The 24,919-nt window shown below is 63.0% G+C and carries 22 protein-coding genes and 2 pseudogenes; 13 read left to right on the top strand and 11 right to left on the bottom strand.

Annotation, left to right across the window (positions count from 1 at the left end):
- Positions 1-7 precede the first annotated feature (7 nt).
- Positions 8-742 (bottom strand): SDR family oxidoreductase, encoded by a 735-nt coding sequence (locus FMM79_RS07120; protein ID WP_148626886.1) that lies wholly within the window; start codon positions 740-742, stop codon positions 8-10.
- A 59-nt stretch (positions 743-801) separates the two neighbouring features.
- Positions 802-1,650 carry a fumarylacetoacetate hydrolase family protein gene (locus FMM79_RS07115; RefSeq protein ID WP_148626831.1) on the bottom strand — a complete coding sequence of 283 codons (849 nt, stop codon included), beginning with the start codon at positions 1,648-1,650 and terminating at the stop codon, positions 802-804.
- 114 nt (positions 1,651-1,764) lie between these two features.
- Between FMM79_RS07115 and FMM79_RS07110 the strand changes: the two genes are divergently transcribed.
- Together FMM79_RS07110 and FMM79_RS07105 are read left to right on the top strand one after the other, a co-directional pair.
- The gene (locus FMM79_RS07110) at positions 1,765-2,643 is read left to right on the top strand and encodes an amidohydrolase (protein WP_148626830.1); all 879 of its coding nucleotides are present in this window, start codon (positions 1,765-1,767) and stop codon (positions 2,641-2,643) included.
- A gap of 17 nt (positions 2,644-2,660) precedes the next feature.
- Entirely contained in the window at positions 2,661-3,671 is a 1,011-nt protein-coding gene (locus tag FMM79_RS07105) for an aldo/keto reductase (RefSeq protein ID WP_148626829.1), read from the top strand.
- Positions 3,672-3,856: 185 nt separating this feature from the next.
- Here FMM79_RS07105 and FMM79_RS07100 read toward each other — a convergent pair.
- From FMM79_RS07100 to FMM79_RS07075, 6 genes and pseudogenes are all read right to left on the bottom strand, one after another.
- A pseudogene (locus tag FMM79_RS07100) lies at positions 3,857-4,511 on the bottom strand (transposase); the annotation flags it as partial.
- A gap of 169 nt (positions 4,512-4,680) precedes the next feature.
- A complete protein-coding gene (locus FMM79_RS07095) occupies positions 4,681-5,337 on the bottom strand; it encodes a hypothetical protein (RefSeq protein WP_148626828.1) in 657 nt (218 codons plus the stop codon).
- 70 nt (positions 5,338-5,407) lie between these two features.
- Positions 5,408-6,784, bottom strand: coding sequence for an MFS transporter (locus FMM79_RS07090; RefSeq protein WP_162528455.1), 1,377 nt, complete (start codon positions 6,782-6,784; stop codon positions 5,408-5,410).
- A 163-nt stretch (positions 6,785-6,947) separates the two neighbouring features.
- Complete coding sequence (locus FMM79_RS07085) at positions 6,948-9,362, bottom strand: TonB-dependent receptor (protein ID WP_148626826.1); 2,415 nt, start codon at positions 9,360-9,362, stop codon at positions 6,948-6,950.
- A gap of 42 nt (positions 9,363-9,404) precedes the next feature.
- Complete coding sequence (locus FMM79_RS07080; RefSeq protein ID WP_148626825.1) at positions 9,405-10,478, bottom strand: LLM class flavin-dependent oxidoreductase; 1,074 nt, start codon at positions 10,476-10,478, stop codon at positions 9,405-9,407.
- Entirely contained in the window at positions 10,475-11,839 is a 1,365-nt protein-coding gene (locus FMM79_RS07075) for an MFS transporter (RefSeq protein WP_240339037.1), read from the bottom strand. Before FMM79_RS07075 ends, FMM79_RS07080 begins: the two co-directional genes overlap by 4 nt.
- 190 nt (positions 11,840-12,029) lie before the next feature.
- Here FMM79_RS07075 and FMM79_RS07070 point away from each other — a divergent pair, with 190 nt between their 5' ends.
- From FMM79_RS07070 to FMM79_RS07055, 4 genes are all read left to right on the top strand, one after another.
- Entirely contained in the window at positions 12,030-12,968 is a 939-nt protein-coding gene (locus FMM79_RS07070) for a LysR family transcriptional regulator (RefSeq protein ID WP_148626824.1), read from the top strand.
- A gap of 138 nt (positions 12,969-13,106) precedes the next feature.
- On the top strand, positions 13,107-14,141 hold the full coding sequence (locus FMM79_RS07065) for an alpha/beta fold hydrolase (RefSeq protein WP_148626823.1): 1,035 nt from the start codon (positions 13,107-13,109) through the stop codon (positions 14,139-14,141).
- Positions 14,138-15,169, top strand: a complete 1,032-nt coding sequence (locus FMM79_RS07060) for an alpha/beta fold hydrolase (protein ID WP_148626822.1) — start codon at positions 14,138-14,140, stop codon at positions 15,167-15,169. Before FMM79_RS07065 ends, FMM79_RS07060 begins: the two co-directional genes overlap by 4 nt.
- Positions 15,170-15,206: 37 nt before the next feature.
- Positions 15,207-16,280, top strand: a complete 1,074-nt coding sequence (locus tag FMM79_RS07055; protein ID WP_148626821.1) for an LLM class flavin-dependent oxidoreductase — start codon at positions 15,207-15,209, stop codon at positions 16,278-16,280.
- 169 nt (positions 16,281-16,449) lie between these two features.
- Here the strand turns inward: FMM79_RS07055 and FMM79_RS07050 are convergent.
- Positions 16,450-17,501, bottom strand: a pseudogene (locus tag FMM79_RS07050) (DDE-type integrase/transposase/recombinase).
- A gap of 148 nt (positions 17,502-17,649) precedes the next feature.
- Between FMM79_RS07050 and FMM79_RS21590 the strand changes: the two are divergent.
- Together FMM79_RS21590 and FMM79_RS07040 are read left to right on the top strand one after the other, a co-directional pair.
- A complete protein-coding gene (locus FMM79_RS21590) occupies positions 17,650-18,003 on the top strand; it encodes a hypothetical protein (protein WP_205466530.1) in 354 nt (117 codons plus the stop codon).
- Positions 18,000-18,182 carry a YezD family protein gene (locus FMM79_RS07040; protein ID WP_148626820.1) on the top strand — a complete coding sequence of 61 codons (183 nt, stop codon included), beginning with the start codon at positions 18,000-18,002 and terminating at the stop codon, positions 18,180-18,182. Before FMM79_RS21590 ends, FMM79_RS07040 begins: the two co-directional genes overlap by 4 nt.
- A 34-nt stretch (positions 18,183-18,216) precedes the next feature.
- Here FMM79_RS07040 and FMM79_RS07035 read toward each other — a convergent pair whose 3' ends face one another.
- Positions 18,217-18,810, bottom strand: coding sequence for a DedA family protein (locus FMM79_RS07035; RefSeq protein WP_148626819.1), 594 nt, complete (start codon positions 18,808-18,810; stop codon positions 18,217-18,219).
- 158 nt (positions 18,811-18,968) lie between these two features.
- Here FMM79_RS07035 and FMM79_RS07030 point away from each other — a divergent pair, with 158 nt between their 5' ends.
- Genes FMM79_RS07030 through FMM79_RS07010 form a run of 5 tightly spaced genes read left to right on the top strand, consistent with a single transcriptional unit; the run spans position 18,969 to position 24,466 of the window.
- Positions 18,969-19,934, top strand: a complete 966-nt coding sequence (locus tag FMM79_RS07030; protein WP_240339036.1) for a cytochrome c oxidase subunit II — start codon at positions 18,969-18,971, stop codon at positions 19,932-19,934.
- On the top strand, positions 19,931-22,453 hold the full coding sequence (locus FMM79_RS07025) for a cbb3-type cytochrome c oxidase subunit I (protein ID WP_148626818.1): 2,523 nt from the start codon (positions 19,931-19,933) through the stop codon (positions 22,451-22,453). The genes FMM79_RS07030 and FMM79_RS07025 overlap by 4 nt, the downstream gene beginning before the upstream one ends.
- Complete coding sequence (locus tag FMM79_RS07020; protein ID WP_148626817.1) at positions 22,453-22,836, top strand: hypothetical protein; 384 nt, start codon at positions 22,453-22,455, stop codon at positions 22,834-22,836. Before FMM79_RS07025 ends, FMM79_RS07020 begins: the two co-directional genes overlap by 1 nt.
- Positions 22,833-23,423, top strand: coding sequence for a cytochrome c oxidase assembly protein (locus FMM79_RS07015; protein WP_148626816.1), 591 nt, complete (start codon positions 22,833-22,835; stop codon positions 23,421-23,423). The genes FMM79_RS07020 and FMM79_RS07015 overlap by 4 nt, the downstream gene beginning before the upstream one ends.
- The gene (locus FMM79_RS07010) at positions 23,420-24,466 is read left to right on the top strand and encodes a c-type cytochrome (RefSeq protein ID WP_148626815.1); all 1,047 of its coding nucleotides are present in this window, start codon (positions 23,420-23,422) and stop codon (positions 24,464-24,466) included. Before FMM79_RS07015 ends, FMM79_RS07010 begins: the two co-directional genes overlap by 4 nt.
- A 138-nt stretch (positions 24,467-24,604) precedes the next feature.
- On the opposite strand, the gene FMM79_RS07005 is transcribed toward FMM79_RS07010, so the two are convergent.
- Positions 24,605-24,919 (bottom strand): transposase (locus FMM79_RS07005; RefSeq protein ID WP_205466528.1); only part of this gene is annotated, 315 nt, incomplete at its 5' end.

The following is a 24,919-nucleotide window of genomic DNA, read 5'->3' as shown; positions in this document are numbered from 1 at the left end:
CTCGCGGTCAGTTGGTCCATCCCCCGTCGATGACGTGCGTCATTCCCGAAGTGAATGCGGATTCGTCGGAAGCCAGGTAAACCGCGAGAGCCGCTACTTCTTCGACCCTCCCGAAGCGGCCCATCGCCTGGCGTGCCGTGAATTCAGCATAGGCCTTGTCGAAGTCTCCGGTGTCGCGCAGGCGCTGCAGCAACGAAGGTGTCTCGACCGTGCCCGGGCAGATCGCGTTGCAGCGGATTCCCCGGGTCACGAAATCCATCGCCACTGACTTGGTCAGGCCGACCACTGCGGCCTTCGTCGTGGCATAGGCGAAACGGTTGGGAACTGCCTTTACGCTGCCGGCGACCGAGGACATGTTGATGATAGATCCGCCCCCCTTTTCAAGCATATTGGGAAGGATCGCGCGGATCATGCGGTACTGCGCAGTCACGTTCAGGGAATTGGAAAAAGACCAGATGTCTTCGTCGCATTCCAGGATCGTGCCTGCATGAACGAAACCAGCGCAGTTGAACAGAACGTCGACCCCGGGATGTGCCGCCGCAATGTCTGCGACCGCCGACGCATCAGTGACGTCGAGGCGGACACAGGTGCACAGTGGACCAGCCAGATCCGCTAGCGCTGTATCGTCAATGTCGGTCGCAATCACCCGTGCCCCCTCACGCAGGAATGCCTCCACGCTGGCCCGGCCGATGCCCTGTGCTGCGGCCGTGACCAGCGCTGTTTTCCCGGCAAGACGCCCCATCATCACTCTCCTTGAATTACATAATATGTATTATGAATTATGGGGAGAGATCGAGGTTGTCAATCGGCCGCGACGAAATCCTGACGCTGCTCACCCAGCTTGGCGATTCCCAGCTTCACGACATCGCCATCCCTGAGGTACCAGGGCTCCGGCTTCTGGCCGAGGCCGACACCGGGAGGGGTCCCCGTGGTGATGACATCCCCCGGCAACAGCGTCATGAAGCGGCTCAGGTAGGATACGATCTGGGCCACGCTGAAGATCATGGTCGAGGTATTGCCATCCTGAACGCGCTTGCCGTTCACCTCCAGCCACATCGCAAGGCCCTGCGGGTCGCCCACCTCGTCGGCCGTCACCAGCCAGGGCCCAATCGGCCCGAAGGAAGGAAAGCCCTTACCCTTGTCCCAGGTCGCACCGCGCTCGGTCTGCCATTCGCGTTCGGACACGTCGTTGATCACACAATATCCGGCCACGTGGCTGAGGGCTTCTTCCTCGCTGACATTGTGTCCGGTAGATCCGATAATCACCCCAAGTTCGACCTCCCAATCGGTCTTTACCGATGCACGTGGAATGGTGACAGGATCGTTCGCCCCCTGGATGCAACTGACCCACTTGTTGAATACGACCGGTTCCTCGGGGATCGGCAGGTTCGATTCGGCAGCATGGTCAGCGTAGTTGAGACCAATCGCCACGAACTGACGGGTGCCCGCGACACAAGGGCCATAGCGCATATCATCGGGAAGGAGCGGGAGGCTGGCAGGATCGAGCTTGGCGAGCTGGGCGAGCCCGGCGGGTGAGATCGCGTCTTCGCCAATGTCCCGTACATGGCCGGACAGGTCGCGCAGCTTGCCCTCGGCGTCGATCATCGCGGGGCGTTCGGCCCCGGCATCCCCAACTCGGCACAATTTCATGAATCTGTATCCTCGGTCTTTGTGGAAACAGTGGCATGGACAGCCACTTGCAATGTTGTATGATGTCGTATGTTTGTTCGATGCGCAATAGGCAGCGAACAGCAAGGAGAGGTCATGTCTGCACAGTTTCCACGCGTCGACAGCCGCGGCCAGAACCATCAGGGGCTGCGAGTGCTCGATTCCCACCAGCATTTCTGGCGCTTAGATGCCCCTTGGTGCGTCTGGCCTGACCGCAATTGGCCGCGCCTGTACCGTGACTTCCTACCTGAAGACCTGGTCAGGCAGACAGAGGATCTTGCCTTTGCGGGATCGGTCCTCGTCCAGTCCCAGCCCGCGGACGAAGACACCGACTGGCTGCTTGCACTGGCCAGGGACGACCCCGCTGTTCTGGCCGTAGTGGGCTGGGTGGACCTCGCTTCCCCTCAAGCGCGCGCGCGCGTGAGCGACCTTGCCGGCAACGCCAAGCTGCGCGGGCTGCGGCCGATGCTCCAAGCCATACCCGAGACAGACTGGATCCTGCAAGACGACCTGCACTCAGGGCTCACGGCCATGTGCAAACACGGATTGCGGTTCGATGCCCTGGTGGAACCACGCCACCTCAAGGCGCTGATGGCTTTCGCGCAGCGCTGGCCAGAGCTTGCGATCGTGATCGACCATGGCGCGAAGCCTGATGCACGCGGCGACGTCCCGCCAACATGGAGCGCCCAACTCGCGGAACTGGCCACGCTTCCCAACGTGTGGTGCAAGCTCTCCGGGCTGCGCACGCAGCAGGCATGTGGCGATTCCGTCGCGGGCCTTGCGCCTTATGTCCGGCATATCCTCGAAAGCTTCGGCCCGCGCACCATGTGGGGCAGCGACTGGCCGGTAATGCACCACATGGACGCCAGCTATGAAGGGGCTCTGGACGACCTCCTTGCGCTTCTTCCCGAGCTAGACGAGGCGGCACAGGCCCGCCTGTTCGAAGGAGCGGCCCGCGAATTTTACGGTCTGTGAAGAAGGATGCTCAATCCATGCTCAATATCCCCGGAACGCTCGGCTTCGGCGCCGCGGCAATCGGCAATCTTTACAAGGCGATCTCCGATGGCGAGGCGCGTGCGGTTATCGACGCGGCTTGGGAGAAGGGAATGCGCTATTTTGACACCGCGCCCCATTATGGTTTTGGCCTGAGTGAAAAGCGCCTCGGCGTGGCGCTCGCGGAACTCGACCCCCATCAAGACGCCTTCATCTCGACCAAGGTCGGGCGCCGCCTAGATCCAGACCTGACGGGCGATTACGAGGAATTGCGGCAGGGTTTCGTTTCTCCTGAACCCTTCCAAAGTGTTTTCGACTATACCTACGATGCGGTGATGTCCTCCTTCGAAGAAAGCCTGGCCCGTCTCCAGCGTGACCGCATCGATATCATCTACGCCCACGACATCGGCAGCTATGCGCATGGCGACACGCACCAGGCCCGCCTGAATGAATTTCTTGGTGGAGGGCTTCGTGCAATGCAGGATCTCAAAGCGCAAGGATTGGTCGGCGCCATTGGGCTGGGAGTCAACGAGACGGCGGTGTGCGAGGAAGTACTCGGCTGCGCCGATCTTGACGTCATCCTTCTCGCGAGCCGCTACACGCTTCTCGAGCAATCGCCTCTCGACAGTCTCTTCCCGCTCTGCGCTCAGCGGGGAGTCCGTCTGGTCGCAGGGGCACCTTTCAATTCAGGCATTCTTGCCAAAGGCGTGCGCCATGGCACTCCGGCCAACTTTGAATATGGGCAGGCCCCCGAGGAGGTCATCGCAAGAGTAGGTCTTATCGAAGACCTGTGTGCAGCATTTTCCGTTCCTTTGGCGGCTGCAGCTTTGCAATTCCCGGTGCGTCATCCACTTGTCGATAGCGTAATCCCTGGCGTGGGATCCGTGCGCCATCTGGAGAAGGCCGTTGAACTGATGGCACATCCGATCCCTGAAACGTTCTGGATCGCCCTGATCGAGAACCAATTGCTCGATCCCCGAGCCCAGATGACAGACTGCGACCAGATCTAAGCCACGGCGAGGCAGGAATTGCTCGACGATGGCGTCCTTTCGTTGGCCACGTCTGCACTGCCTCTCTGTGCCGCGATGCAGACGAATGGATAGACCGGCAGTGGTAGCTTCCTTTCAGGAAGGACCAATAAGCAGACTGACCACTACGTCCCCAAAAATCTGCCCGTCATGGCGGTTTGACAGGACCATCCGACGCGATCCTGCCCGCAGTGACAGGTTTTGCGCATGGTGCAGCATGTCTTCGCCCATCCGAACACCTCTTCGATCCGTTTGCGATTTTTTCCCGAGAGAAGCCCTAGCCGGAATGGCATGTCGTGCGCCCGTCGATGGCAGAACGCCGGTTGGTGTTGCTGCCTGCTCGCCGCGGCCGGAGGCCGAGCCGCCGTCATCGTCATCCCCAGCGGCGCCTTCATCCCTCGGCCTGAAGCTCTTCACGCGGGTCAACACTTCGATCAACGTGCCGTCCACCGGGAAATGATCGTTCGAGAGAAGCGCCTGCACACGCGTCAGGCTGAGGATGGCCGACAGGACCTTGTCGGCAACGTCCCCGGACAGCAGCCTCTCGCGGGTTCCGGGTCAAGACCGTGACATCCCGGATCGGCGCATCCATCGCCAGACCCACGAACCAGCGGAAGAGCAGATTGTAGTCCATCTGCACCATAAACCGGTGTTCCGCGCAGATCAAAGAGAAGGCCTGCGCCAGCAACGCCCGAAGGAGTTACTCGGCCGGATCGAGAGCCTCACGACCCAAGAATACCGGCCGTCGAAATCCGCAGGCAGCACCTCCAGCGCTTCATCGACCATCGCCCGGATGGCGCGAAGGGGATGGTTCATAGGCACCCCAGCCTAACAGCTGACGTACGAAAACAGCCCCTCTCTGCGTTCATCACAGCCGCGCATCCCGATCCCTTCAACATCACTCTACGCAATTCTGGAATCAACAATGCCACCTCCAGGAAAGCGCCTTTTTCCGCTGCCTGTTGGGCGAGCCTCCTACCCCACTGCGACCTCAGAACGGCTTTACCGTGCCCAGGAATGCCATGACAGCCACCAGCGCCCAGATTGTCAGAACCGTAATGCGCAGCGGATCCCAGAAGGGGCGCGGGATATAGCTGCCATCGGCGGCCTTTCCAGCCTTGGGCGGAGCCAGCGCTCCACTCAGGATTAGGATGCGGATAATGACCCCCAGCAGAACAAGCGTACCGAACAGCACGAGCTTGGCCGCGAGCCAGCCCAGTTCCACAGGCGAACCGAGCAGGAAACTCGAGATGCCAAGGCCCAGGAACACCACGGTGACGATCACGCGCAGAGCAAGATCGGCCCAGAACAGCTTCTTGGCCAGGGGTGTGCCGCGCCGCAGGAACAGCCCCCAGACCAGCCCCAGCCAGACCAGATCGAGTATCCAGACGCCCGCCAGTTCGCCGGCGCTGAGCGGAAAGCCCCAGGCGCGCGCCAGCGTCAGGCCCACCGCGACCATCAGCACCATGCAGGTCCGTGGCCCCATGTCGACCCAGTCGGCCGCTTCGCGCAAGGCTGCACGCCCCGAATCCGAAATGCGCCCCCGGTTACCGATAACCCCGTTGAGAAGTACCCCGAGGTCGGCGCCGAGCCAGTACACAAAAAGCAGGATGTGAAAGAATACGACCACACGATGCATGTCGATCATGATTGTTTGGATGCCCCTGAGTAAGAACGTGAAAGAAATATCCGGCGTAAAAGACGCATGGCTTCCCGGTCTAGAGCGCCGCCTGAAGCCGTGCGATGCGGCGCTGAAGAATGGCGTGCCTCCGCGCGGTGAGCGGGAAGCGCAGAATGATGAGACCACCTGCTATCATCAACCCGCCGGGAAGCAACAGGACCGTAAACATGAGGCCGAACGTGGCCGAGGCATCGTTCACCGCACCTGCCCCGACTTCGTAGCCAAAGGCGCCCAGAAGCAGGAAACCGAACCCGTTGCCCACGGCCATGGCGATCTTCGTCACCAGGGAATAGAAGGCAAAATAGGAGCCTGCACGCGCCACCCCTGTCCGCCAGGTAGCGTAGTCAACGACATCGGCAAGGATCGCCGCCGGAGCAACAAAGGCGCAGGAGGTAGAAAAGGACACCAGCAGCAGCACGACGCCGCCATACATGGCGACCTGAACCTGCGAATTCTGGACCGGATCGATCAGCCAGAACGCCTGCAGCGACAAGGCTGCGATGAACGCCGAAGCCGCATAGGCCCGGTGCTTTCCGACCCGGTTCGAGATGCGTATCCACAGCGGGATCGAAAGCACCGTAATCACCCCGAAGCCGGTCATGAGGTAGGGATAGAACGGCCCCAGCTGGAGGTAGCTGTCATAGAACGTGAACAGCAGCCCGGTGATGCCTTGCCCCAGGGCCGTGACCAGAAAACTGGTGATATATATCCAGAAAGGGGGATTGCAGCGGACCGAGCGAAACAGCCCCTTCAGATCGGTCGACTTGCGCGAGACCTCGGGGCCGGGCGGAGTCTTGAGGACCGTGACCAGCGTGATCAGCGAGATAACAGGTAGCGCAATCCAGTAGAGGTAGGTGAACGATTCCATGGTGAACGCCGAACTTTGCGTCAGCCCTGCCCAGAACAGGACAATCGGCGCGACGCTTTTGAGTACGACGCCCAGATTCGTCGCGATCCCAGAATAGCCCGCGATGCGCGAGCGGTCCTCGTAGTTGGTGCTGAGTTCCGCCCCCCAGGCAGTGTAGCTCACGTGAAACAGCGTCCAGCCGATGTCGTAGACCACCCGCCAGGCCACGAAGTAGAAGATGTCGACATCGGCAGGAGGGATGAAAAGCTTGAAGCATGCTCCCAGCATCAAGGCCATGCCCAAGGCAATCCAGATCTTGCGCGAGCCCAGCCTGTGACGCGTCCAGTCCGACAGAATGCCTGCAACCTGGTCCAAGACGGAATCGATAATGCGGATCGCCAGAAGCGCGATACCCAGTTTGGCGAAAGCCAGCCCCAACTCCTTGGCATAGAGCTGCGGAAGCATGACGTTGATGACCAACTGGAAGATCGACGGCCCCAGTGTCATCGCGCTGTAGGCGACGAGTGGCAGCGTTGCCAATTGGGTCATATGGCGTTGAGTTGTCATAACGCGGTATTTCCGAATGCGCGGGAGGGCTGGCGTTACGCCGCAACAGACTCGCCCCTTGGCACGTGAAGACCTGCATCCGGCCTTATTCCTCGAAAGCCAAGGAACGTCGCCGAATGCAGGTCCTGACATGTCCGCGGGTCAGGCGAGCCCCACCTTCCGTTTAGAAGCCGAAGCGCAGGCGAACGCCACCTTCGCGCTTTGTCGGCATCGACAGGGCGACACCATTGCCTCCCAGCAGACTGGTGGTGGCCTGCGCTGCGCCGTACGTACGATTGTCGAACACGTTGTTGACGTAAAGCTGCAAGGACATGTTCTCGCCGGTCAGGCCCGTGCGCAGATTGACCGTGTCCTGATCCCCGATCCAGGCGAGATTCTCGTAAGTCAGATAGACCCGGCTGCGATGGGCGTAGTCGGCGCGCACGAACCAGCGGTAGTCATCGCTCACTGCAAAGCCGTATTCGGCGCCCACGTTACTGGAGAAAACGGGACCTGCCGGATTGATCGCACCGGCATATACGGTGTCGTTCCCCGAAATCGCGACGCACGATGCGCAGGGGATATCCGTGTCCAGCGTGACCTTGCTGTATCCCGCGTTGAAGTCGAAGGTCAGGTTGTCGCTTGCACGCAGGTTCCCCTCGATTTCGGCGCCCTTGACGGTGGAGCGTCCGGTGTTCTGGGTGACCGACACGCCGATGTCGCTGGCACCTTCCACCGAATTGGGGACCTGCAGCGAGTTGCTGATCGCCTGGTCCTTCCATTTGGCATAGAACACTGCGGCGCTGAGCGTCAGAGCATCGAACAGCGTCCCCTTGAAGCCCACTTCGTAGTTGTCGAGCGAGGCCGGCTTGTAGATGTTGGTGACGTCCACCTGCTCGGCCAGGTATGCGCGCTGCGCATCGGTAAGCGGGAGCACCGAAAGGTTGAAGCCGCCCTTGTTCATGCCCTTGGAATAGGTGGCATAGGCCATCATGTCGGGATCGAACTGGTATTGGAACGAGACGCGCGGTACGAAGCGCTTGTACTTGCCGCGGTCGCGGATCGTCTCGGGATCGCGGAAGTAGGTAGTCAGCTCTTCCTCGATGTAACGCCCCTCAAGGTTGAGCGTCAGTTCCTCGGTAATATCGTACGAAAGCGAGCCGAACACGCTCTTGTCGACCAGCGTATTGAGCGAACCGTCGGTGAAGGGGACAACCAGGTTCGGGAACATGCCTGCCACATAGCTGCGGTTGTCCAGCTTGAAGTAGTTGACGCCGATCATCCAGCGCAATGGCTGGTTGGAGCCGGAGGTAACGCGGAACTCCTGGCTGAAGTTCTCGTCGCTGCCCATCACCATATCGGGGTAGTTGATGTACGGGTCACCCACGAAGCCGGGAATGGCGGGTGTCGTGGTGTTGGGCAGCATGCTGGTGTCGCGCCCATCAAGATCCTGGTTCACCTGGTTGCGGGTCTTGTTGTAGCCGGTCAACGACGACAAGGTGATATCCGTGCCAGGCAGCGTCCAGTCGACGATCAGGTTGGTGACGTATTCGCGCCGCTCCATGCCCGGAAGCGTAGTGAACGGCGTGAAAATGGGATCGATCACCCCCAGCGAGTTGTTCACGACCTGGTCACCGAAGGCAGGTGTTGCCGGGTTCTGGCCAATGTCGGCGGCCTTGATCAGCGGGATCTGGCCACAGAACCAGTTGTTCGAACCATCTGCCGAACCGCCCGCATTGCAGTTGAACAGATTGCTGGGCTGCTGGCTCGCGAACGCGCCCGAACCGGGCCCGTCCTTGTCCTCAAGCAGCATGCCGAAGGCCTTGATCTTGAAATTGGAGGCCGGCGTGATGAGGAGCGTACCGTTGATCGAGCGCGTGCTCTGCTCGCCCAGCGCGCTGCCATCGAAGCTGTTGGTGTACTGCCCGCCATAGCTATAGCGACGTGCCGTCACACGCAGCGCCATCACGTCCTTGATGATCGGCGTCTCGATGCTGCCACGCACGTCTACGAGATCGTAAGCCCCGACCTTGCCATCGAAACTGAAATGAAGGTCATTGCCGGGATCGCTGGTGACAATGTTCATTGCGCCTGCAAAGGACTGGCGGCCAAACGCAGCGCTCTGCGGCCCTTTGAGCACTTCGATGCGGGCTACGTCGCTGCCCAGGTTGTTGAGCAGGTCGGCATTGACAGGCGCACCGTCCAGGAAGACGGAGACAGTCGGATTGAGCGTGTCCTTGATATTGCGGATGTACAGCACCGTACGGCTGCGGTCGGTGCGGCCAGATGCCGTCTGCTGGGCAAAGAGGCCAGGCGTGAAGGCCTGGAGGTCCAGCACGTTGTTGACGTTCAACTTCGCCAGATTCTCATCGGTCATCACGCTCAGCGTGACGGGCGTCTCCAGCAGGCTTTCCTCACGGCGACGGGCAGTCACGACGATGGCATTGCCCGCCCCCTTGTCGGCCGATGCGCTCTCGGGCGCAGGAGGGGCGGTGTCCGCACCCTGCGCCTGCGCGAGGTGCGGCACCGCAAGCGCCAGAGCCACGAGGCTGCCGCCCAGACCAAACTTGAATGCTTTTACCCTGAACTTTGTAGTCACACTTCATCCCCATGTTTTATTCTTGAATTCGTGTGCGCCCCCCTAGGACGTACAGCGATCGAATTGGCGCAGACGCGGGAAGAGATGCTCCCCCATCTGCGCGTTGTCCTCGAGCGGATCGAAGCCACTCAAGAGAAAGCGATTCACGCCCATTTCGTGGTAGCGCTCGAGCGCCTGAGCGACCGTGTCCGGCGTGCCTACGAGGGCACTTGCCGCCTTCTGGAAATCGGTGGCGCGGGCGATACCCACCCAGAGCCGATCATCGAGCACGTCCCCCTCGCGGGCACGCTGTTCGGCCAGGACATTCTTGCCCAGCGCCCCCACATCGGTGCCTTCGCGACGGGTCTTCTCAACCCCTGCCACCACGTCCTTGAGGATAGCCTGCGCCTTTTCCCACGCTTCGGCCTCCGTCCGGCCCAGGATAATCCGCGTCGACAGGCAGAAATCGGGCGCGTGGGTGCGCCCCGGCGTTGCCCGGGCCGCGGCGCGCACCTGATCGATCAGAGCGGCGATGGCATCGCGCCGGTCAATCCCCATCGCGTAGACATCGGCATGCGCCCCGGCGACCTGCAGCGCCTTCTCGGACTGACCGCCAAAGAAAATCGGCAGCGAAGTGCTCCCCTGCGGGGTAACCAGCGACTGGGCACCGCGCAGACGAAAGTGTTCGCCATCATGATCGAAACGCTCCCCGCTCCAGGTTCGGCGCAGCAAGGGAATATATTCCGCGCTGCGTTCATGGCGGCGATCACGTGTCATGAAATCCCCGTCAGCCTGGGTCTCGACATCGTTGGGCGCGGAAATGATGTGGACGCCCACTCGCCCCCCGCTCAATCGGTCGAGCGTTGCGAACATGCGCGCGGCCATGGTCGGCGCGATGAAGCCGGGGCGATGCGCGATCATGAACTTGAGACGCTGCGTCAGCCCGGCCAGATGCGTGGCAAAGACGATCCCGTCAGGCCAGCTCGCTGCCTGCGCGATCAACACCCGATCAAATCCTGCCTCTTCCATCCCCTGCGCGAGCCGGGCAATGAAGTCGGGTTCGATTTCGCCCATCGAACGCGGCCGCGTCTCCGAGGAATCACGGTGGTTGAAGGTTCCGATAATCTCGATGGTCATGCGAGCAGGGCCTCGTTACCGGACACACTCTGGCCAGGGTCCGGGAGTCTATAAAAAAGCAGGATCAGGACGATGCCGAGCCCCTGTGCCACAGCCGGGATCAACGCCATGGACAGACGCACTGCCTCAAGAGCGGCAGCGTCCTGCACGGCGCCAGGGCCGGAACGATAGCCGTTCGCCTGCAGGAGATAGCCAACAAGAAACGGCGCAATTGCAAAGGCCGCCTTCTGGAAGAATTCGAAGAATGCGGCGTATAAACCCTCCTTGCGCTGACCGCTGCGCACGACCCCATGGGCAATGGTGTCGGGCAGCATCGAAAGCGTCATCAGGAGGCTTCCCGTCGTCGCGAAGCCAGCCATTGCGCTCCGCGCGAGGAACACCAGGTCGTGCTCTTGCGCGCTGGCCAGAAGCCAGCTGGCGCTTGTCGCACACGAAAGGCCAAGCGCTGCGGCGCAGATCGCCGGCTTGCTCGCCCCGCGCGCGAGCCAGCGCCAAAGCGGCACGCTCAAAGTGCCCAGGATGCCACTGACAAGCGCGAACTGCGCCATGCCGACCTCGCCCCGCCCGAGGATATCGCGCATGAAGAACAGGCCGGTCGCACCGATCGCGGCGGATCCGACGAAGCCGCAGAACTTGACGCAAAGCAGCACGAGGAAGGGCCGGTTGGAAAAAAGCTGCCGAAACCCTGAAAGGCCATGGCGAAGCCCCGGCTGGGACGGCTCGCGCGTCAGGTCGCCTTCGGGAAGTCCTCTCACCGCGACGACGGAGGTGGCCATGGTCACGAAGACAAACGCGGCCATGGTATAACCCATGAGCGCGAAGGCCCCCAACGAGCTTCCGCCCCAGGCAATCATCGCCGGCGCTAGAGCCCCACCGGCCAGCGAGGCCAGCTGGATAAAGAACGTGCGCCAGGCCATCAGGCTGGTGCGCACCTCGGCGCTGCGCGTAATTTCAGCGGGCATCGCAGAGGCCGGAATGGAAAAGGTGGAATACCCGGTAAATGTCAGGAGCAGGCCGCAGATGAGAAAGGCGTTGCCCGCTGGCCCTTGTCCGTAAACGCCCGAAAACAGCATCGCCATGCCGAGTGCGCTGAGCACGGCTCCGGCGGCCATCCATGGACGACGGCGCCCCCAACGGCTGCGGGTCGCATCGCTGCCATGGCCGACCAGCAGATCGATGACCGCATCGTAGACCCGCCCGGCGAGCATGAAGCCCCCGGCCACGACCGGATCGAGGCCGAGCGCGGTGACCATGTAGTACATCAGGATAACGTTGAGCACGTAGAGGATCGTCGTACTCCCGGCCGATCCAACGGCCCATCCTATCTGCTTGCTACGCGCGACAGGTGGTTCTGGAGCCAAGTCTTGCCCTCTCTATTCATGCCGGAAGATACCGAATGCGATGCGCCGCCAGAGCAGGAGCAAGCTGAACTTGCGCGGAAGAAAACCCGCATCCGCTGTCTGACAGGCGGAGACTATCGTGGGCTGACTGGCTCGAATAATCGAAACAACGCCCTCTTCCATGCAAACAATGAATGACTGGAGGAAAAGCATGCAGTTACGCCAGCTCAGACATTTCCTTGCCGCCGTGGACACCGGCTCGATGACACTGGCCTCGAGTGCGCAGAACATTACCCAGCCGACCTTGTCGCGCAGCATCAAGACTCTGGAGGACATTCTCGGGGTGGAGCTGTTCGAGCGCGGGCATCGCGGCGTACGCCCCACCCGTTACGGACAGCTTCTTGCCGACCATGCCCGCTCGATCGTGCATGGCATGGAACAGGCGCTGGACGATGTGGGCGCCATGCGCGCAGGAGGGCTGGGCCACGTGCGCATCGGGATCGGCTCGACCGCGTCCGACGAGCGGCTGGCCGCCGTCTTTGCCGGCCTGGCGGTCTCCGAGCAGAACATCACCCTCTCGATCGAGTACGATGTGCCCGACATCCAGTTCGCCAAGTTGCGACGCGGCGAACTGGACGCGCTGATCGAAGCGCGCCGGTCCGACCTGGATACCGGCGACCTTGATTTTCGCCCGATCACCGACATCCCGATGATCCTGGTGGCACGCTCGCAGCATCCCGTGCATCGTCGGGAGCGCATCTCGGCCCGCACCCTCGCAAGTCTTCCCTGGGCCATCTTCCACCAACCGAACGCCGAGGCATTCTATCGCCGGTTGCTCGGCCTGGTCGAGGAGGAGCACAACATCCGCGTGCGCAGTTCCTCTCCCACGATGTTGCGCAAGTTCCTGCTGGAAGCGGATCTGATCGGCCTGATGAACCGCAACGAACTGACCGAGGACCTCGCCAACGGAACCTTGCGGGCCATCGACTGCGACGTCCCCGAAGTGGGCACGCAGCTGTGCCTCATCACCCGGCGCCGCACCCAGATGAGCGGAGCCCTGCGGGTCGTGACCGCGCATCTGCGCAAGGTCTTTGCCGAGAGCGCGCCCGAACCGGCGCCCCCCTATTCCAGCCATGCGCGTGCCGCATAGCAGCGGCGCGCATTTCGATTGGGCGCGAGGCTTCTTTGCCGACCATACTGCGCGCATGACACCGACACGACAGCGCCGCATTCCCGACGCGGCGAAGACAATCGCAGCAAAGGGCGCGGCAAAGGGCCCGCCGATGCCATGCTGAAAAAACTGCCTCGCGTCGCAGGAGCCATCGTGCTCCTGCTCGTCCTTGCCGGTGCCGCGTTTGCCGTGTCCGCGCGCCTTGGCGCCTTTTCCATTCCGCTCAAGGACCTGCGGGCGCGGTATGAAACATCCCATTCGCGCTATGTTACGCTGGACGGCGTCCAACTGCACGTCGACGAAAGGGGCACCGGCCCTGTCGTGCTGCTTGTCCATGGCCACTACCAGTCCCTGCGCATCTGGGACGACTGGGCCCGCGATCTCGCCCGCCACCACCGGGTCATCCGCATCGACATGCCGCCCTACGGCCTGTCTGGTCCCGACCCTTCCGGGCGTTATAGCCCGCAACGGGTGGAACAACTGATCGAACGGCTCGTGGAACGCGAAAAGCTTGGGCCATTCGCGATGGGCGGCATTTCCACGGGCAGCGCCATCGCTATGCGCTATTCGCTGGCCCACCCCGATCAGGTCCGCGCCCTGATCCTGGCCAATGCCCCCCTCGTCCCACTGCCCCCGGAAATGCGCCCCAAGACATCAGCCTCGTTCCGGTTCCTGGAAAGCAACGTGTTCAAGCCGATCTACCGGCCCAAGGCGTTCTACCGCTACCTGTTCGACCGGCTGATTGCCAACCGCGCGGTGCTGACGGACGCATTCATCCAAGAAAGCTACGACATGCACCGCAAGCCCGGCAACGAACGTAACCTGAAGACCTTCACCGATGCGCTGCGTTTCGAGGCCGAGGAATACGGAACCAAATCGAAATCGACAGCCGAGCAGCTTGCATCGGTCACCGTGCCCACGCTGGTGATGTGGGGCGATGCGGGAACCATGCTGCCGCTTTCCATCGGCTGCAAGGTCGCCACCACGGTATCGCCGAGTGCGCCCCTCCTGATCGGGTATCCGGGCGCGGGCCACTTCCTGCCGCGCGAAGCCCCGCGAGCCGGACGCGACATCGACTGGTTCCTGACCGCTCCGGAACGCCGCCTGGCGGGCGGTTCTCCACCTGTCGGCACACGGGAGGCCTGCACGTGACCAACCTTGTTTTGCGCGGCTTCCTGGCCGTGGCGCTTTCGCTTCTCCTTCCCAGCCTCGTCTCCAGTGTACCTGTACGCGCCGCGACAGAGCCCGCATCCGACTTACCGACAATCACCCTCACGCAGTTGCGGGAAAAGTACGCTATGCCGCGCACACGCTACGCCACGCTGCTGGACACGCAGGTGCACTATATTGATGTCGGCAAAGGCCCCGTGCTCGTTCTATCGCATGGGTCGAGTTCCTCGCTGCGCACCTACGCGGCCATGATCGATACGCTGAGCCAGCACTATCGCGTCATTGCCTGGGACGTGCCCGGCATGGGTCTTTCCAGCCCGCCCCCCGAAGCGCTGTACAACCAGCCCCTCTACCCCGTCCTGGTTCTCGAAGCCCTGCTCGATCACCTGAACGTGTCGCGCGCCAACCTCGTGGGCGTTTCAAGCGGTGGCGCGATTTCCTTCTATTTCGCCGCCCGCAATCCGGACAAGGTGGACAGGCTGGTACTTTCGAACACGCCCATCGGGCGCGCCGACGGCAAGGGCATGGAACTGAGCGCCGCGCTGGCCCGCGAACTGGCGCGCTCGACGCCCGCCACGGGCCGCAAGAGCAAGATCTTCCGTCCCCGCTCCTACTGGCGCGCCTATTTCGATTTCTATACCGGCGAACCCGAGCGCGCGTCCGATGCCATCGTCGATGAATACTACGACATGAACCGCCGTCCGCCTTTCCCCGACCGGCTCGCGATCGTCGAAGCGCTCGACGATGCCCCGGCAACCGCACAGGCCCTCGCCGCGATCCAGGTTCCGGTCCTCCTGATCTGGGGCACGCGCGACGCGGTGCTGCCGGTAGCCGCCTCGCGCGAACTTGCCGCCACTCTGGTGAACGCGCCTGTTTCCACCCTGCTTCTTCGCGATGTTGGACACTATCCCCCGCTGGAAGTGCCCGAACGCTTCGGCAACCTGATCGACGCCTTTCTGGCCGACGTGACCCCGGTCACGCCCCGTGCGGCCGAGCCTGCCGAGCGTTGAGGCACCACCTCGCAACGATCCACGAAACGGACACTCCATGATCGAATTCTTCGGCATCCTGCATTGGAACGACTATTCCGAAATTCGCCCGACGTCCTACGAGGACGTCGATACGCAATTCGTGGAAGACTGCGCACGGGCGCATGAAGAGGCCGGGTTTGCCCGCGTGCTCATCGCCAATTCCGCGCACCGGCCCGACAGCCTGCCCATCGCCACCTGGGCTGCCGCGGCGACCTCGAAGCTGGGCTTCATGCTCGCGCATCGCCCCGGCTTCATTGCCCCGACAATGGCCGCGCGCATGTTTGCGATACTCGACCGCATGAGCAATGGGCGTTGCGGTGTCCACATCATCACCGGAGGCGACGATGAGGAAGTGAAGGCAGACGGCGACTACACGACCAAGGAGCAACGCTACCGGCGTAGCCATGAATACGTCGAAGTGATGCGCAAGGCCTGGACGAGCCCGGCGCCGTTCGATCACGCGGGCGAGTTCTACACCATCGAGAACGGCTTTGCCCATGTGCGCCCGCAGGTTCGCCCCGCGAGTGCTGGCACGATACCGATCTTCTGGGGGGGCAGCTCCGAAGCCTCGCTCGACTACGGATCGCGCGTGGCGGATGTCTACGCCTTTCCCGGCTTCGCGGCCGAGGCGCTGCGCGCACCGGCCCAGGACGTGCGCGAACGCGCAAAGCGGCAGGGACGACCGATGGAACTGCTCACCTCACTCAGGGTCCTATGCGCGGATACCGAGGCCCAGGCCTGGGAGCGCGCGCACGCCATGCAGGATCAACTGATCGCCGAAGTCGTCGACAACGGCCGCTTTGCGCCCCTGCCCGGCGAAACCCGGGCGACCACCATCGCACGCGCCAAGGAAGAGTGCACCCGCGATGCCCTGGCCGGTCGGCTCTGGGCGGGCATTACCCGCGTCCCGACCGGACGTCCTGCGCTGGGATGCCTGGTGGGCAGCCATGACCAGGTTGCCCAAGCGCTGGCCGAATACCATGAACTGGGTTTCTCCAAATTCATCATCAGTGGCTACGATGCGATCACCGATGCCCGCCTTTTCGGCGCCGAACTGATGGATCGTACACGCAGGCGCTGCGCCGCCTGAAACCGCCCCCAGCCCTTGCCTCCTACTGTCGGAATGGATGGAAATGGCGATGTCTACGCATGAAATCGAACTGGTGGGCCTGGTCGCGCCCTATCTGTCCGTCGTCGAGACATTTGGCACAGATTGGGCCGTGGATTTCCGGAGAGCGAGCCTCATCTGAGGTTTGATGTTAGGCGGCAAGCTTGCGGTGAAGCAAGCGGCGATGTTCGATGGTCTTTCGCGTGATGGTTTCGCGGCGCTTGATGATGGCGAGCGCTCTGCCGAAGTAGGCGGCAGCGGGGGGCACGGTGTTCAGGCACTCGTGGTAGCGCTGGTGATTGTAGTGCTCCACGAACGCCTCGATCGGGGCTTCAAGGTCGCCGGGCAGGAAGTAATGTTCCAGCAGGATGCGGTTCTTCAAGGTCTGGTGCCAGCGCTCGATCTGGCCCTGCGTTTGCGGATGCAACGGGGCGCCACGGACCTGGCTCATGTGCTGAGCCTCGATGTACTCGGCAAGTTCACCCGCGATGTAGCTGGGACCGTTGTCGGATAGGAGCCGGGGCTCGTGCAGCACCGTGGCGCAGTCGCAGCCCGATGCCTTGAGGGCGAGGTCCAGCGTCTCGGTCACGTCTTCGGCCCGCATGTTGGTGCACAGTTTCCAGGCAATGATGTCGTGCGAGAAGTCGTCGAGCACGGTCGACAGGTACATCCAGCCCCACCCAATGATCTTGAAGTAGGTGAAGTCCGTCTGCCACATCTCGGTTGGCCGGGTGGTCTTCGTATGGAACTGCTCAGCGGCCTTGATCACGATGTAGGCCGGGCTGATGATCTCGAGCTTTTCTGCGGCGGGGTACCTCATTCGTCGTCGCCCCCATCCGCGATCATGCTTTTTTCAGCAGGCGGTTTTCCAACGTCAGATCGGCCACGCATTCCTTGAGTGCCCGTGCTTCGCGGCGCAGATCCTGGACCTTGCCCGTGGTTGCAGCACGAGCGGTGTCGCCCGCGAGCCGGCGCTTGCCGGCCTTCCATGAACTCCGTCGACCAGGTGTAGTAGAGGCTCTGGGCGGTGCCTTCACGCCGACATAGCTCGGCAATACTGTCTTCGCCGCGCAGTCCGTCGAGCACGATACGGATCTTGTCCTCGGCCGAGAAATGTCGCCGCGTCTGTCGGCGGATGTCCTTCACCACGGCTTCGGCTGAGGTCTTGGTTGGCGTTTTTCGCGAGGAGAGTTTGGGCTTCATTTTCGTTCCTTCAGCACTACGACGAAGCCCAAACCCTCCTTAAATCTCAACCCCTAATCTGTGCCATGGGCGCTGACGCCGGACAGGCCTGACCACGATATTCCTCACCCATGACCAGGAAGAGGCACTTGAACTGGCGGACCGTGTGATGGTGATGGAGGGTGGCCGGATCGAGCAGGTCGGCTCACCTGAGGAGATTTACATGGCGCCAGCCAGCCCCTTCGACGCCCGTTTCGTGGGCGAAAGCACGTGCCTCCCCGGTGGGCACTTGGTACGCGTACACGACATCGAGACGTCGGGCGACGTGGGACATCGAGTGCAGGTCGCGAATGTCTTTCGCAAGGGCGGCATCTGGCGGATTGAGGCACACAGCGAGGAGCTTGCAGGGCTCATCGAGTTCGATGCCCACGGGCGTCGCTCTCAGCCAGTCGCGGGCGACACAGTCCATATCCGTCCGCGCCGCTTTCACATCATTCACGGACTGGACGTAGTCGCGTCATGACGGCCCCGTCGCATATCACTCCCGCCGGTACATCTGACCATACACTTGAAACCAGCCAGGCGAGCGTGCGCGAGGCGCTCAGCGGCCTTGAGTTCGGCAGTGTCTCGCTGACCGTTCACGAAGGGCGCGTGGTCGAGATCGACGTGACTGAGAAGCGGCGCCTGGTGCCCGTACGATAGGTGAGACCGACCGCGACAGGACAGCCGCGCTCCTTCAGTGTTTGAAGGTGACAAGGCGGTAGATGTAATAGCCCAGAAGGCCAAGGAGGATCCCAGTGGTTGCGGGGTTGAGATAATCCTGCACCTTGCGGTACTCCTCTCCAAGCGCATAGCCAGCATAGGCAAGCCCGCCCTCCCAGAAGAGCGTGCCCGCCAGCGTCAGAGGCACGAAGCGCACAAGCGGCATGGCGAAAATCCCCGCAGGAATGGCAACGAGCGTACGCACTGTGGGCACAAGGCGCCCGCCAAAGACCAGTGGGGTGCCGAACTTGTAAAAGAGGCGCTCGGCCCATTCGATGTCCTGGACCGACAACGTCGTCCATCGCCCATGTTTCGCCGACCAGGCCTTCAGCCGCTTCCCACCCAGCCAGCGGGCCAGAGCGTACCACAGCAGCGCACCCGCCAGGGATCCGATGCTGCCAGCCAGGACCACGCCGACGATGGCAAGCTTTCCGTTCGCCGCCTCCGCTCCCGCCAGCGGCATGATGATCTCAGAAGGAATGGGCGGGAAGACGTTCTCCAGGAACATAAGGAGCGCGATGGCGGGATAGCCTCCCTCCGCCACGAAATCGCGTATCCAATCAGCCATCTGCGCATCCTCTTCCTGCGAGCAAGAGGAATGGCCGAACGCGTACCGGCGTTGCCTGGTCGTGGCCCGGACACACTTTGAAATACTTTTGCCGCGCACGAACCCCGAACAAATGCGCGTGCGGAACGTTTCGCCCAGTCCATAGCAAGGGGCTTTCTGTGCGCTACGCGATCCTGCCGGCTTGCCTGCTGGCCACGGCCTGCAATACCCACCAGTCCGCACTGGCCCCTTTCGGCGTGGAGGCCGGGGAGACGCGCACGCTCACGCTGGTCATGGCCTTGGTCGCACTCGGCCTCGCTGCGATCACTTTTGCGCTCTATTTTCGGGCGGTACGGGCACCCGAAGGCAGCCTCAGCCACACAGGCGGCATGAAGCTGGTACTCTGGATGGGCGCGATCGTGCCGACCGTGCTGCTGACCGGTCTCCTCCTTTACGCCCTCCCTGCCATGCGGCCGATGGACAGTGCGCCGGGCGATCTGGAGATCCGAGTCGAGGGCGAACAGTTCTGGTGGCGGGTCATCTACGATCCGCAAGACACGCAAGGGCGCCTCATCGATGCCAACGAGATCCGGATCCCGACCGGGCGCACCGTGGTTTTCACGCTGGCTGCGCACGATGTCGTCCACAGCTTCTGGATACCGGGCCTTGCGGGCAAGATGGACATGATCCCCGGCCGCGACAACCGGCTTGTCGTCAAGGCCACCAAGCCGGGCCGATACCGTGGGGTTTGCGCTGAACTGTGCGGGCTTGCCCATGCACTCATGGCTTTCGAGGTCGTCGCAATGGAGCCTTCCGCCTTCGACTCCTGGCTGGCCGAGCAACGGACGGGTACAGCCGCTTCCCCCACGGACAGGCGAGGAGCACGCCTCTTTGCGGACGAGGGCTGCGGCGCCTGCCACGCCATCCGGGGGACCCAACATACAGGCCAGATCGGCCCTGATCTTACCCGCTATGCGCACCGCCGGAGTCTTGGCGCGGGCACGCAGGAGCCCTCGCTGGCCAACACCGCCGCCTTTATCCGTGCGCCGCAGGACCTCAAGCCTGGCGCGCGAATGCCGACATACTCTGATCTCTCGCGCGAAGAGGCCATGGCCATCGCCCGCTACCTGAAAGGCCGCGAATGAGCCTCCACGATCAGGACGATCCGGCCCTGCGCCGCGCCCAGGAGGAACGCCTGCGTGCCGTCTGGGCCGCTCCCAAGGGCATCTTCCTCAAGTGGACGGACTGCAACAACGACGCCGTGGGGGCGTGGTACGTCCTGACCGGGTTCGTGTTCATGCTTTTTGCAGGCGTCCTCGGGCTTCTCATGCGCGCGCAACTGGCCGTGCCGGAAAACGATCTGGTCGGTCCGGCCACATTCAACCAGCTCTTCACGCTGCACGGCTCGATGATGATGTTCCTGTTCGCCGTGCCGATGTTCGAGGCGGTTTCGATCATCCTCCTGCCCCAGCTGCTGGGCGCGCGCGACTTGCCCTTCCCGCGCCTTTCGGCCTTCGGCTACTGGTCGTTTCTTCTCGGCGGCATCTTCGTGGGGGGCTCGATCCTGTTCAACGCAGCGCCCGACGGGGGCTGGTTCATGTACCCCCCGCTCACCACCCGAACTGACCTTTCGGGGCTTGGCGCGGATATCTGGATGCTGGGCCTCTCCTTCATCGAAGTCTCCTCGATCGCGGCGGCGGTGGAGCTGATCGTGGGCGTGCTCAAGTGCCGCCCACCGGGCATGCGCCTCAACCTCATGCCCCTCTACGCCTGGTATATCCTGGTCGTTGCCGTAATGATCCTGTTCGCCTTCCCGCCGCTCATTGCGGGCGATGTCCTGTTCGAGATGGAACGGCTCCTCAACTGGCCCTTCTTCGATGCCACGCGCGGGGGCGATCCGCTGCTGTGGCAGCACCTTTTCTGGATCTTCGGTCATCCGGAGGTCTACATCGTCTTCCTGCCCTCCATTGCGCTTTTCGCGATGCTCGTGCCCACCTTCGCGCGGCGCCACCTACTGGGCTATCCCTGGATCGTGCTGGCAGCGGTCGGCACCGCGTTCCTCTCGTTCGGGCTGTGGGTCCACCACATGTTCACCACGGGCCTGCCCAAGATCAGCCTCGGTTTCTTCTCGGCGGCTTCCGAGGCGGTCGCCATTCCAACAGCGGTGCAGATCTTCGTGTTCATCGCCACCTTGTGGGCGGGCCGGGTGACCTGGTCGACGCCGCTCCTCTATGCGACGGGGAGCCTTGGCGTCTTCGTCATCGGCGGGCTGACCGGCGTGATGGTGGCGGTCGCCCCCTTCGACTGGCAGGCCCACGACACCTACTTCGTCGTCGCCCACCTGCATTACGTCCTTATCGGGGGAACGCTGCTGCCGCTGTTTGCAGGGCTCTATTACTACTGGCCGCTGATCACCGGAAAGAAGTTGTCCGACAGGCTGGGACGCATCGCCTTCTGGATCCTGTTTGCAGGCGTGAACCTGTGCTTCTTCCCGATGCACCTCTCTGGCCTCATGGGCATGCCGCGCCGGGTCTTCACCTATCCGGAGGAACTGGGGCTGGGCGACCTCAACATGGCCTCCACAGCCGGCGCCTTCCTGTTCGCCTCGGGCGTCGCGGTGATCTGCCTCGACATGTGCCTGAGCCCGCGTCGCCCGCTTGCCGCGCGCAACCCCTGGCATGCGGGCACCCTCGAATGGCTGGCCCACCCGCAGGACGAGCACTGGGGCATCCGCTCCATTCCCCTCATCGAGAGCCGCTACCCGATCTGGGACCAGCCCGATTTCATGCGAAAAGTGGACGAGGGCCGCTATTTCCTTCCCGATGCCGAGGAAGGCCGGCGCGAGACCATCGTGACCAGCGTGATCGACGCCAGGCCCCTTGCCGTGATCCGTCTTGGCACCCCGGCCTGGGTGCCGATGCTGACGGCCTTCGCGCTCGGCTCGGTGTTCATCCTGACGACCTATCATCTCTACGGCATTGCGCTGCTGGGCGCCTTGCTGACGCTGGGCTGCGTGGTCTGGTGGCTGTGGACGGGCACCGCCGAGATCCCGGAAAAGCCCTCCAAGCCCATCGGCCATGGCCTCGAACTGCCGCTCTACATCTCGGGCCGCAGTTCTCCGGGTTGGTGGGCAATGTTCATCACCATGATGGCCGACGCGACCGCGTTTTCTGGTTTGGTCTTTGGCTACTACTTCTTCTGGACCCGCCACGAGACGTTTCCACCCATGGCGCTGGCCGATAGGCCGGGCTGGTTGTGGCCGATGGTGGCGCTGGCACTGGGGGTGGCAAGCTGGCTTCTCACTCTTGCGGCCCGCAGCGCCAACAGCCGGGGGAGAACAGGCGTGATGGCCGTGCTGTTGACAGCCGCGATGCTCACCGCAGTGGGCAGCGGACTTGCCGGGCTCGCCGGGCCCTGGCTTTCAGGGCTGGACCCCGAGGCCCATTCCTATCCCGCCATCGTATGGACGCTGACCATCTGGACAGTTGCTCACGCCGGGCTCGCGGTGATCATGCAGGCCTACGCCCTTGCGCGCGGGCTTGCCGGGCGCATGACCGTGCAGCACGACGCCGACATCCGCAATGTCGCCCTCTTCATGCATTTCTTCGTGCTGAGCGTCGTCGTCACCTACGCGACCATCGGCCTGTTTCCGGAGGTGTCGTGATGTCCGATCCCACGCCGAGCGGGTGGCGGCATCGCCTGCGCATCACCTTGTGGGTTCTGATCGTGCCGCCCACGGCCTGGGCCGCGCACTTCCTGTTCTCCTACCTGTGGGCGGCGATTTCCTGCGCCAAGACCGGCCACTTCGCGACGATGCCCTGGCTCTACATTGGCGGGACAGTTCTGGCGCTGGCGGTCATCGCGCTAGCGGGCTGGGTTGCCTGGCATCAGGCGCGCACGCCCGGCGATCCGCCTCCCCACGAAGAGAGCACCCGGATCGACCGCTTGCGCTTCCTCGCCACGGCGACGCTGCTTCTGGCCGCGCTCAGCGCCGTGGGGGTGCTCTTCACCGCGCTCCCCGTCGTCTTTCTGCGGGATTGCACATGAAGCGCGCGCCACTTGGGCTTGGCCTTGCGCTGGTCCCGCTGGGTGTCCTCGCCTCGCGGTGGGGCATGACCGGGCACATGGCCGGCCACATGCTGGCCGTCGCCATAGCCGCGCCGCTGCTCGCCTGGGGCCTGACGGGAAGCGGCATCGATCCTGCCCGCAGACACTCCGGTATCGTTGCGCCGCTGCCAATGATGCTGCTCGAACTGATGACGGTCTGGGGTTGGCACCTGCCGCTGCTGCGCGCCCTGGCGGACAGCTCGCTGGTGGTGGCCGTACTGGAGCAGGCGAGTTTTCTGGCAGCCGGCACGCTCTTGTGGTGTGCGGCACTGAACGTGCAGGCGCGCGCCGCCGGGATCGGCGCCCTCCTGCTGACCTCCATGCATATGACGCTGCTGGGCGTTCTCATCGGCTTGGCACCGCGCCCGCTTTACATCTGCGGATCTGGGCCCTTCGGTCTCGATGCCTTGAGTGACCAGCAGCTGGGCGGTGTGGTGATGCTGCTAGTCGGCGGCGCCAGCTATCTGATCGGGGGCCTTGCCCTCCTTTTAACCCTTCTGCGCGCTGGCCCCAAGGAGACCGCATGACCCTGCGCCTTACCTGGAAACGCGTCCTTGCCAGCCTTGCAGCGCTTGCCGCCGCAGGCCTGCTCTTCGCCTGGTCGGGCCTCTTCCCGCTAGCCGCGACAACGGGCCACTGGGCCGTGACCGAGTGGTTCCTGCATTGGACGATGCAGAATTCGGCACGCACCTATTCGGCGTTTCAGACCCCCGAGCACGTGCGCGACGATGATGCGCTCACTAGCGCTGCAGGGCACTTTCGGCAGGCCTGTCAGGTCTGTCACGGAGCCCCCGGCGAGGCCCCCTCCCCCGCCATGCAAAGCGCCACGCCCCACGCTCCCGATCTGGCCCGGACAGTTACGCATTATTCCGACCGCGAACTGTTCTGGATCGTCACACACGGGGTGAAATATACCGGCATGCCGGCTTGGCCGACACAGGATCGCCCCGACGAGGTGCGCCGCATGGTCGGCTTTCTGCGCCAGCTGCCGACGATGGACGCGGGCCGTTACGCCCAACTGAGCATGGCCACTTCGGACGTCGCAATATCTCCCCCCCTCGTCCGCCAATGCGCCGGATGCCACGGGAGCGATGGCCTTGGCCACGGCCAACCCGACATCCCCATCATCGCAGGCCAGAAGCGCGCCCATCTCTACACTGCGCTGCGCCGCTACGCGTCGGGAGTGCGTCACAGCGGTCCGATGCAGGTGGCCGCGGCCACGCTCACCGACAGCGAGATGCAGGCTCTGGCAACGCATTATGCGCAGCTGCCCGGACTGCACGATACGCCGCTCGACACCGCGCATCCTCTGGTAAAAGGAGGGGATCGCGCTCGGCAGCTGCCTGCCTGCGCGCGCTGCCACGCGCCGGGCAAGACCGCGCCGATCCTGGCCGGACAGCGGGCGGACTACCTTGCCGATCGCCTGCGGGCCTGGCAGGGGGACAAAACCGTCATCGACCTCCACAAGTCTCAGTTGCCCATGCCGGTCATCGCAAGGCGCATTCCCGAGGATCAGATCGAGCCTCTCGCTCGCGCTCTCTCGCAAGGCAGTCGTCAAACGCCGCCGTGACGGGTGCCGTTAGATCACGTTCTGACCCCGCCGCGATAGACGACATGCGCGAGGCTTTGTTGCGCAAATGAGGGAAGGATTCCGTTCGCGAATCCAGTCAGTTAATGGGCGGGGATGAGTAATACCAACCTGCATTGATCAAAACCTACGGGCCCATTTGCGGCGGCCGATGGTCATGATGCGCCAAGGCTGATCAACGAGCTTGTTCCAGGGCTGGCAGCAATGGTCGAGGATGTTGTCGGGAGAGGTAGAGATGCGGTTGGAGAACCAATTATCGCGCATGAACGGCCAGAGGTTCTCTACCGGGTTCAACTCGGGGCATTTGACCGGCAGCGCGACGATGCTGATGTTGGCGGGCACCTTGAGCTTGCCGGTCATGTGCCAACCGGCCTGATCCATCAGCACGACAGCATGCGCACCGGGGGCCACCGCAAACGCGATCTCGGCCAGGTG

It is taken from the genome of Novosphingobium sp. BW1 (genome assembly GCF_008107685.1).
GTDB lineage: Bacteria > Pseudomonadota > Alphaproteobacteria > Sphingomonadales > Sphingomonadaceae > Novosphingobium.
This window is presented reverse-complemented; position numbering and strand designations above follow the sequence as displayed.